This is a genomic window from Legionella tunisiensis (assembly GCF_000308315.1).
GTDB classification, from domain to species: Bacteria; Pseudomonadota; Gammaproteobacteria; order Legionellales; family Legionellaceae; genus Tatlockia; species Tatlockia tunisiensis.
The window spans coordinates 31032-40410 of record NZ_CALJ01000318.1 but is presented as its reverse complement, the minus strand read 5'-3'; the positions used below and the strand labels follow the sequence as shown (position 1 = coordinate 40410).

The window sequence follows — 9379 nt, the reverse complement described above, 5'->3', positions numbered from 1 at the left end:
GCTTCAACCTGATTGGTATGAGCTAATAGCAAGGCAATAACATGCTGTGCCACGCTATCGGTGCTGTAATCGGGGATATTAGTAACGACAATACCTCGTTTGGTTGCGGCTGTAACATCAATATTATCTACTCCAGTCGCTGTTTCACCGATATAACGAAGCTTGGGTAATTGCGCAAAATGTGAATCATTTAATTTAATCTTATTCGTAATAATCATGTCAGCATCTTTTGCACGTTCAATTACTTGCTCAGCTGAAGTTTGATCGTAAAGACTAATTTCACCCAGTGCATATAAATTATCTAAACATAAACCATCATTTATTAAAGGTCTGGTATCGAGGAAGACGATATTAGGTTTTTTCATGACAGATAACTCCCTGTTGACTAAGTACACGTACTTGCTTGATATCCTGATAAGTTTGCAACTCAGAGCTAACACGTGCTTTGAGTGATTCTAAGCGAGTACTGCTATGGTTACATATCAAGTCGATGGTCATTTTGCCGTCGAGATAATGGAGCGTCCAATTTTGCAATTCGGGATAATCTTGTTGCCAGGCCAGCAAGAGTTTTTTTGTAGTACTTCCCGGCTTGGCAGATTAAAGGAAGGACAAGTTATTTCGTCATCTTCAGGATCAACATGAACGATGACATCTTTGACTCGCATAAATTTTTTAACGAGGGTTCGATGGACGTGCTGAGCAATGTAATGACCTTCTGATACTGAAATGTGAGGAGCGACTAAGATATGAACGTCAATCAAGATATCTCCACCCATTAAACGGCTGCGCAGTTGATGAATCTTTTCTACACCATCGACAGCCTGAATAGTTTGCTCTATTTGAGCAAGCAGTTTGGGATCAACTGCCGTATCGACCAATTCCTTGACGCTATTCCAACCATAGCTCCAGCCCATTTTAACGATCATGAATCCAACAATAATTGCTGCGAGGGCGTCAAGATAGATAAAACCAAATAGAGTGCCTATTAAACCTATGGCAACCACAATGGAGGAGGCAGCGTCTGAACGATGATGCCAAGCATTGGCAAGGACCAGCGCTGATTGAATAGAGGTTCCTACATGCCGAGTGTAATGAAATAAAATTTCATTGGCGACAATAGATAATAAGGCAATGGGAAGTGCAATCCAACCTGGTTTATCATGACTACCATGAAGGATTTCATCCAACGAATCCCAAGCAATGCCGATACCTGCCAAAATGAGTAGCAAGGCCAGCATAAGGGTTGCTGCAGTTTCGATCCGTTGATGGCCGTAGGGATGTGAATCGTCGGCATCTTGGCTGCCATATTTGGAAGCAAAGACTACCATAATATCAGTGATGAGATCGGCAAAAGATGCACACCATCGGCGACTAGAGCATGAGAGTGGTAGAGAAAACCGCCAATTAGTTTAATAACACCTAATACAGCGTTAGTAAGTGCGCCAACAAGCGTGACTTTTTTCGCTTGCCAATAACGATCCTGTTGTGTCATTCGCCATCCTTGACCAGTTGTAAAGTAATATGGATTTCATCATCCTTGTGTATGCAGTCGATAAGCTGGTGGCCATTAATACGACACCAGCTTGGCAGATCATGTTGAGCACCGGGATCGGTTGCAACGATTGTTAATGTATCACCATGATTGAGTTTTTTCGCCATATTTTGTGCTTTTATTACGGGCATAGGGCATAACAGGCGACGAGCATCTAATTCAAAATGGGGCATAACAATCTCACAAATACCATTCTTGGGGAATTTCTTCTGCACGCATCGGTTTAGCTTGTAATATCTGAGTTTCGCCATTCAGATGGTGTAAGTCTACTTCAATCTGTGGTTCATCACGTCCAGAGCAAAAACGGCCAGCGATGCGGGCACAGGTAAGCAAGTCATCTGTTGTGGGTTGTCCCTCAATCAAAATCATCGGACCACGATGTGTACGTATTTGCATATGGATGAATTCTTTGCGATAACCTGTTAAAAAATTACTTTCGGCCTCGTCGCGTGCAATGATCATTTTATAATGGGGTTTAGGGCGGATATGTCTGCCTGCTTTTAAAAGAATAATATCTTCCATATCGTAATCACAACTGTCGCGATGATCCCACATATCTCGTAAACGTCGAGTGTAATTTTCATCAGTTAATACACAGCAACCGCCAGCAGGTTGTGCAAACTCTTCAATTGCCATGGTTGCGGCAAGTCCTAACTGCGGTTTTCGATTGCGGCCTTGAAAATCATACAGTTCTTCGCGATTAACCCAACCTTCGCGTTCTGGCAATGTTGGTGGCAATAATTTCGCGCATAAAGGACGCAATAAACGATCCTCTGCGCCTGACTCTTCTGCAATAAGAGGCATGGTGGCTTTTCGTTGCGATTTTGGACGCTGGCCGACGACTTCACCAGTAATAATGAAATCAAAATGATTTTCTATCATCCATTCATGTGCTTGTTGTACCATGAAAATTTTGCAATCCAGGCAGGGATTGATATTTTTGCCATAACCATGTTTAGGATTCAGTAAAACATCTTTGTAAGGCTCAACGATATCAACGATATGTAATTTAATACCGAGTTGCTCCGCAACCCACAGGGCATCATTGCGAAGGGGCTTGGCACTATTCTTACGATTACGTATTGCCGAAGTGTGGCCGGAATGACAAAAACCAGTATAAAAATTGATTCCCTCAACATGAATGCCTTGTTTTTGGACAATTTTAACAGCTAACATCGAGTCCAAGCCACCCGAAATCAAGGCGACTGCTTTACGTTGTGACGACATGGGATAACCTGATAATAAAATGACCAGTATTTTAACCTTTCCTCGCCAAGGGTCAAGCCTAGGTATTTGTTGGTTAATGCTTTTTAGTAACCGGTAGCAAGTTGGTAAGTTCTGAAGCAGGTAAATTATACGCTTTATTTTCAAGCCTTTTCCCATTCTGTGCACAGGATTATCCACAGATTTTGTGGATAAAGGGAAGAGCTAACTAATTAAACAAAAAACAATAAAAGTTAGTACTGGCAAGGAGTAATGGTGAAAGGAGGCTCATTACGCGAATAATGAAGTTAGACGTTAACGAATAAGTTATCCACAGACATGGCTTGAGGAAACAGCAAAACCACTTCGGCTATATTAGCTAAAGAAAAAATGAAAAAACAGTCTTGACTTAGACTATTTTTAACTATTTTTACAAAATTCTTTATTAAGGCAAAATGGCTTTCCTGCATTTTAACCTTGCAAAAATTGTTCGAAATCACCTAACCAACGCTGAGCAATTGTGCGTGCCAGCTGAGGATTCTCGAGCACTAATTGCTTGGCTGTGTTGGCTACGACCGGTAAAAAATGGTGATCGCGTTGTAGGTTGGCAATTTTAAATTGATGGTAACCTGTTTGTCGGGTACCCAATACTTCACCTGCTCCACGCAATTGCAGATCTTTTTCTGCAATGATAAAACCATCACAGGTTGCCCGCATGATGCGTAAACGTTCGGCACCAAGTTGCGAAAGGGGTGATTGATAAAGAAGCAGGCAATGAGATTGCGCACTACCGCGTCCGACTCGGCCGCGTAATTGATGTAATTGTGAGAGGCCTAAGCGCTCCGCATTTTCAATAATCATTAAACTGGCTTTAGGTACATCGACTCCTACTTCAATAACGGTAGTTGCCACCAATAAATCGATTTCTCCTTGTTTAAATGCCGCCATAGTGGCTTCTTTTTCGATGCTTTTCATTCGGCCATGAACCAAGCCTACTCGCACATTAGGTAGCTGAGCCTGGAGATTTTCTGCGGTGGCAGTTGCTGCCATGCACTGTAATTTTTCCGATTCTTCGATGAGCGTACAGACCCAATAAGCTTGCCGACCATCGGCAATGGCCGATTGTAAGCGATTGATAACTGGTTCACGTTTTTCCTGGCTTAATACGGCAGTGCTGATCGGCGTACGTCCCGGTGGTAACTCATCAATAATCGATAGATCAAGATGAGCAAATTGAGTCATTGCTAAGGTTCTTGGAATGGGGGTAGCGGTCATTAACAGTTGATGAGGAGTAAGTGCTGCCTGTTGTCCCTTTTGTTGTAATAATAAGCGTTGTTCTACTCCAAACCGATGTTGTTCGTCAATGATCACCAGGCCGAGTTTGGCAAAGAGAACATTCTCTTGAAAGAGAGCGTGGGTTCCTATAAGAATTTGGCAGCCATGATTGGCCAGCAATGTTAACGTTTCCTTGCGTTTACTGGTTTTCATGTTACCGCTAAGCCTGCGGCAGCATATTCCTAGAGGATTAAACCAGGTCTCTAGATTGGCTGCGTGTTGTTCGCTTAGCAATTCTGTTGGTGCCATAAATGCAACTTGATAGCCGTTGGCAATAGCTTGTAAAGCAGCTAGCGCTGCTACCACCGTTTTACCAGAGCCCACATCACCCTGAACCAGGCGTAACATCGGTTTTGATTGTGATAAGTCTGTTGATATTTCTTCATTAATGCGTTGTTGTGCCGCTGTTAATACAAAGGGTAATTGCGCAATAAAGCGAGTCTGTAATTCCTGATTGTGGAGAATAAGCGGTGCCGATAACTGGCTTCTATGCTGCCTGGCAAATTGCATGGCCAGGCGTTGTCCCAATAACTCATCAAATACCAGGCGCTGCAAAGCGGGGTGTGTACCTTCTTCTAACGTTTGTAAGGAAATATCGGGGGGAGGGTTATGCAGTATTGTGAGGGCGTGGGAGAGGGGATAGAACTGCTGTTGTTGTAGCTGTTCTATTGTCATCCATTCTAGTTCGTCAATGGTTTTGTGACAGGTTTTCAGGGCTATTTTGACCAGTTGTCGCAGGCGGCTTTGCGTTAAACCTTGCGTAGAAGGATAAATTGGCGTCAGGGTTTCATCCACTATACAGTCTTCTTCATTCGCTAATAATTGATATTCCGGGTGAATCATTTCAAACTTATTAGCAAATTCACGAACTTCCCCAAAAGCACGTATCAGAGTACATTCCTGTAGCGCTTTGATTTGTTGTTTATTAAAGTGAAAAAAGCGCAGTTGCAAAATACCGGTTTTATCTTCCACATGGCAATAAAGCATCATGCGTTTGCCATATTTAACCTCGGTTTTACAAACTCTACCGACGATCACAGCCCAATCGTTGGCACGCAAATCACGAATAGCTGTAATTCGGGTTCTATCTTGGTAGCGATAGGGTAGATGAAAGAGCAGATCAGCCACTGTGGTTATACCACATTTGCTAAGTTTGGCACTCAATGTCGGGCCTACACCTGCTAAAATTTCACAAGATTGATGTAACACAGTATGATTTGTAAGAAAAAACTCATAATAGCAGAAAATAAGTTACTGTTGACCTTTATGACGATAAATGCAGGGACAAGGGTTCGTACTGTTACATTTGCAGCCAGTTTGATTCTAGTATGGATCATCGGCTATTTACTTATTGCTGGTCGCAGTTTGTTAATTCCCATCGTTATTGCCATTTTTATCTGGCATCTGTTAAACACAATCCATAACGCTGTACAGCGGACACCTTTTATTGGCCCCCGTTTACCTAATTGGCTGAGTATGGTACTGGCGTTATTAGTAGTAGCGCTTCTGGTTAAGATTCTCATTGATATTATTAGTAATAATGTCAATGACGTGATTGCTGCTTCCTCCCGTTATCAAGAGAATTTGACCAATATTTTTAATAGGGTGGATCAGCGTTTTCATATTAAAACCTTGGCAAATGTAGATGGGTTTATCCGTGGTCTTAGTTTGCAAGGTATTTTAGTGAACATTTATGGTGTTTTTACTACTATCACAGGCTCTGCTGTTTTAATCGCACTATATGTCATTTTTTGTTTGTAGAACAACATTTTTTCACTCAAAAGCTGGATGCTCTTTTCCCTCAGGCTGGTCATCGTAAATTGGTCAATAACATTATTACTCATATAGTGAAGGATACCCAAACCTATTTGGGCTTAAAGACTCTGTTGAGTTTACTTACAGCAACTACCAGCTGGATTATCATGAAATGGGTCGGTTTGGATTTCGCAGAATTTTGGGCTTTACTCATTTTTTCCTAAATTTTATTCCTAATATTGGGGCTATTTTGGCGACAGCCTTTCCTGCTTTATTAGCATTAATTCAATTCCAAAGCTGGCTGCCTTTTATTGTCATTACTTCAGGTCTTGTCGCAATCCAATTTATTGTAGGTAATCTTGTTGAACCCCGTTTTTAGGGAAATCCTTAAATTTGAGTGCCCTGGTGATTTTATTTGCCTTGGCTTTATGGGGTGCTGTGTGGGGCGTTTTGGGTATGTTTCTGTCAGTACCTATTACTGTCATGATGATGATTATTTTTTGCTCATTTCGAGGCAACCAGGCCCTTAGCCATTATGTTGTCGCAGGATGGACAAATACATAAGGCCTACGAAACCTTATAGAGGTTGGCTTTGTACTTCCTAATGGTTTTATTTAGTTTATACTGATAGAAACTGCCTCGTTAGCGAGCTCCTTCATGTCAGTTTTTAAGAAGCTAAAAAATTTTATCAAGCATCCGCAGAGAATAGGACTCAGATTCATGTGTTTTTGGGTTTTCTTGTCATTCCTGTAATTGGCATGAGTCTTCTTTATGCCTATGTCTGTATTTTTTGGTTATAAATCAACGGACATAGGTTGCGATGCACGGGCTGATTTCTCATTTCTTTTGTGGATTGAAAACTTGCCCTATAAACAGAATAATTCCTGATTTAGTATCGTAGAGAATGAATAAAAAGGGATGGTTTGCATTAAATTGGATAGGTTGCTGTAAAGCAGCACCAAACATCACTACAGCAGTTGCAGCCGCGGCGACAGTTCCTTGTTCATCAACTTCTATAACCGCTTTTTGAATAATATCGGAAATTGCCAAAGCAGACGTTGTTATGTTGGAGAAGGAAGCCTTATCACTGAACGCATCGATGACGCCCATTTGTTGTAGGGGTTGCTTTAAGGAGTTAAAGGTTGATGCCAGTTTAAATTTTGGCAGACTAACAAGAACTTTGAGGTTAGTTGCGTTTTGAAGAAGCTGAGAAAACGTTTCTTGAGTCAATGCTTGTTGTATTTCCTTTACTGAGTGAGTAGCTTTGGGCAATAAGACTGCCATTCTAATAGCGCTTTTTAAATAAGGTAATTGCAGCATTTGTAAGCTATTATTTTCACTATAGAAAAATTATCCAACTTGCCCATCATCGCTGTTTGGACGGAGCTTCCGTCTAATAACAGGAAGGGCTTTTGTTCGGTGGCTTCCGGTTTGAAAGGGGACTCCCATAACCCATTAAAATAAATAGCATTGACTAGAATGAGTCGAGTCGCTCTATTAATCATACCTGGTGCAATAAGCTCTTTGATATATTGATCCGTTTTTTCTTCGACCCAGTTATTAATACGTTGTCTGGCCGCCTCAGGCGTTTTATTAAAATTAACCTGGTAAAAATGATTGATGTGGCTTTGTCCCATAGCGGCCAGAAAGGACTTCTTATAAATCAAACTCTTCTCTGCCCAAAGTGAATTAGCAATTAAAAAAGTGGATGATTTGTTGAAACCAAACCATTTACTGGCGTGTTTAAATTTGCAACTGAACCAGCCTTGGCAATCACTATCGGGCATTAATTCTGTATCAATTTTAGCTAATTCAGCGGTACTATCGGTACTTCCTGCAGGAAAATGCAAGGCTTGATTGAGCTGTAGTTGTGTATTGTCGCTAGCACCCTCAGCTAAAATAACTAGAAGAGATGATAGGCTATAAGGTGATAAAATAAGATTCTGGTCGGTTGTGCCTATTTGCCGATAAAGATCAAAAGCAAATTCATTTAATTGTTGTGCTTTGAGGGCGAAATTTGCTGGTGTTGTGCTTGATACTGGTAAAGCAAATCCGAGAAATATAAGTAGGAGAATAAAAATACGTCCTTTTTGCTTTATTGTTTTCAAAATATAGCTCCTCTTTCCCTATACAGCCATTATAAAGATTTTTTACCTGAGGTAAGCAAAGTAGACGGAATTTAATCGCTCTTTCTTTATAGAGATATTGTTGTGATTCTATGCCTTATGCTGTCCCAGCGGAGTTAGACCATAGATCCATCTAACTTTGTCCGGTAGAAATAAGAAAAGACCGGTTTAAACCGGTCTTTTTATAAAGCTAGTCATATATAGGGCACTTATTTAGGGCTATTGAAAGCACTACCACTGCCAAGGACAGAATCTTCATTATGGAAACGAGCTTCTTTTGACTCTCCATACCCGTTAATTGCAGTAGCAACAGATCGAGTGATTAGGCTAACTGCGGATTTTAAGAAGCTTGCTACTGCACCTACAAAGGTTGCTGCGGAGACCATTAAACCCATCGCAGCATTTTCTCCATGATCTTTACCATCGTCTTTAGCGAATCCTGCATGAATTGCTAAGGCTTGAGCACCTTCCCATATGGCGTAACCAAGAGCAGCAACAGAAGCCACCATTCCTAAAGCCGGAATTGCAGTGGCCCCAACTACTTCGTCTGCAAAATCATAACGATCACGAAATCCTTCAAGGAAGTTCATTCGTTTAGTAGCTTCATCCTTAAGATAGCTCATGGCATCTTCGAGAGAACCTTTGTTTTTTGCTTTTTCCCATATTTTTTAGCATCTATTTCTAATTGATCCAAATGATCAGAATAGTTCTGAAGAAAATTTTTCTTAGCATCAGGTGTGTGTTGATTTGTTTTGACTTTCAGATTGCTTATGTCCTGCCCCAAACCTTTTGCACCCTGCTTTAACTCTTTAAAGAAATTTCCAAATTTTGGCATGATACTCCCCTATAGAGAAATTTTTTTGGCCTCTTGAGATTAAGTATAATACCCAATCATTAAGAAAATATTATGACCAAAATGAAGGGAATAGATTCGCGAGGTGACTTTTTTAAAATTTAAATAATATAAATAGATAGAGCAATTATTCCCTCCTTCTCTGAGGTAATAGGATTAGAAAGGGATGAAATAGAGACAATTATTCAGTGGATTGTTATACTAGGCTGATCGATATTTTTTCCCTCTATCAAGGCCATAACTGCCGCCTGTCACGGAGTCTTCCGTGGGATTGAAATCCATAGCCACTGCAAAACCAAGTTCGTTCTCTTCGGTAGACCAGGAGCGTTGATGCAAAATAGGTTCTATACGTTTGGTTATTGCATGCAAGGCTACTTCATCAATAGAAAGAAGATATTGTTTTCTGCTGGTTATCATCTTTTGCAGAGTGATATGAAGCGCGTACTTTAGTAAATAGAGGGCATGCTCCTCCGCTTTGTTCTGCGTGTTAAGTCGAATAAGTTGGGCTCCATCATAAAGATGGCTAAACTGATATTCATAAGCAGAAAAGTCCTG

At 40.9% G+C, this 9379-nt stretch carries 6 protein-coding genes and 4 pseudogenes; 1 reads left to right on the top strand and 9 read right to left on the bottom strand.

Features of this window, described 5'->3' with window-relative positions; translation table 11 throughout:
• The 5 genes and pseudogenes from BN58_RS19500 to recG all read right to left on the bottom strand — a co-directional run.
• A pseudogene (locus BN58_RS19500) lies at window positions 1-365 on the bottom strand (D-2-hydroxyacid dehydrogenase); the annotation flags it as partial.
• Window positions 352-1492, bottom strand: a pseudogene (locus tag BN58_RS27525) (cation diffusion facilitator family transporter). The pseudogenes BN58_RS27525 and BN58_RS19500, both read right to left, overlap by 14 nt.
• Entirely contained in the window at window positions 1489-1725 is a 237-nt protein-coding gene (locus BN58_RS19490) for a sulfurtransferase TusA family protein (protein ID WP_019218266.1), read from the bottom strand. The pseudogene BN58_RS27525 and the gene BN58_RS19490 overlap by 4 nt, the downstream one beginning before the upstream one ends.
• Window positions 1726-1732: 7 nt before the next feature.
• A complete protein-coding gene (locus BN58_RS19485; RefSeq protein WP_026069625.1) occupies window positions 1733-2779 on the bottom strand; it encodes a tRNA (5-methylaminomethyl-2-thiouridylate)-methyltransferase in 1047 nt (348 codons plus the stop codon).
• A gap of 447 nt (window positions 2780-3226) precedes the next feature.
• Complete coding sequence (gene recG, locus BN58_RS19475; RefSeq protein WP_019218263.1) at window positions 3227-5299, bottom strand: ATP-dependent DNA helicase RecG; 2073 nt, start codon at window positions 5297-5299, stop codon at window positions 3227-3229.
• A 57-nt stretch (window positions 5300-5356) separates the two neighbouring features.
• Between recG and BN58_RS27520 the strand changes: the two are divergent.
• Window positions 5357-6428, top strand: a pseudogene (locus tag BN58_RS27520) (AI-2E family transporter).
• 254 nt (window positions 6429-6682) lie between these two features.
• Here the strand turns inward: BN58_RS27520 and BN58_RS37300 are convergent.
• The 4 genes and pseudogenes from BN58_RS37300 to BN58_RS29295 all read right to left on the bottom strand — a co-directional run bounded on the left by BN58_RS37300 (window position 6683) and on the right by BN58_RS29295 (window position 9241).
• A pseudogene (locus tag BN58_RS37300) lies at window positions 6683-7953 on the bottom strand (serpin family protein).
• A 227-nt stretch (window positions 7954-8180) separates the two neighbouring features.
• Complete coding sequence (locus BN58_RS27515) at window positions 8181-8594, bottom strand: hypothetical protein (protein ID WP_019218261.1); 414 nt, start codon at window positions 8592-8594, stop codon at window positions 8181-8183.
• Window positions 8591-8806, bottom strand: a complete 216-nt coding sequence (locus BN58_RS35500; RefSeq protein WP_019218260.1) for a hypothetical protein — start codon at window positions 8804-8806, stop codon at window positions 8591-8593. The genes BN58_RS27515 and BN58_RS35500 overlap by 4 nt, the downstream gene beginning before the upstream one ends.
• Before the next feature lie 219 nt (window positions 8807-9025).
• Complete coding sequence (locus BN58_RS29295; RefSeq protein WP_019218259.1) at window positions 9026-9241, bottom strand: hypothetical protein; 216 nt, start codon at window positions 9239-9241, stop codon at window positions 9026-9028.
• Between the last annotated feature and the right edge of the window lie 138 nt (window positions 9242-9379).

Excerpts from the sequence above, each read along its gene's own strand:
- BN58_RS19490 (WP_019218266.1), bottom strand. The coding sequence starts at position 1,725 with ATGCCCCATTTTGAATTAGATGCTCGTCGCCTGTTATGCCCTATGCCC.
- BN58_RS19485 (WP_026069625.1), bottom strand. The coding sequence starts at position 2,779 with ATGTCGTCACAACGTAAAGCAGTCGCCTTGATTTCGGGTGGCTTGGAC.
- BN58_RS27515 (WP_019218261.1), bottom strand. The coding sequence starts at position 8,594 with ATGAGCTATCTTAAGGATGAAGCTACTAAACGAATGAACTTCCTTGAA.
- BN58_RS35500 (WP_019218260.1), bottom strand. The coding sequence starts at position 8,806 with ATGCCAAAATTTGGAAATTTCTTTAAAGAGTTAAAGCAGGGTGCAAAA.
- BN58_RS29295 (WP_019218259.1), bottom strand. The coding sequence starts at position 9,241 with ATGATAACCAGCAGAAAACAATATCTTCTTTCTATTGATGAAGTAGCC.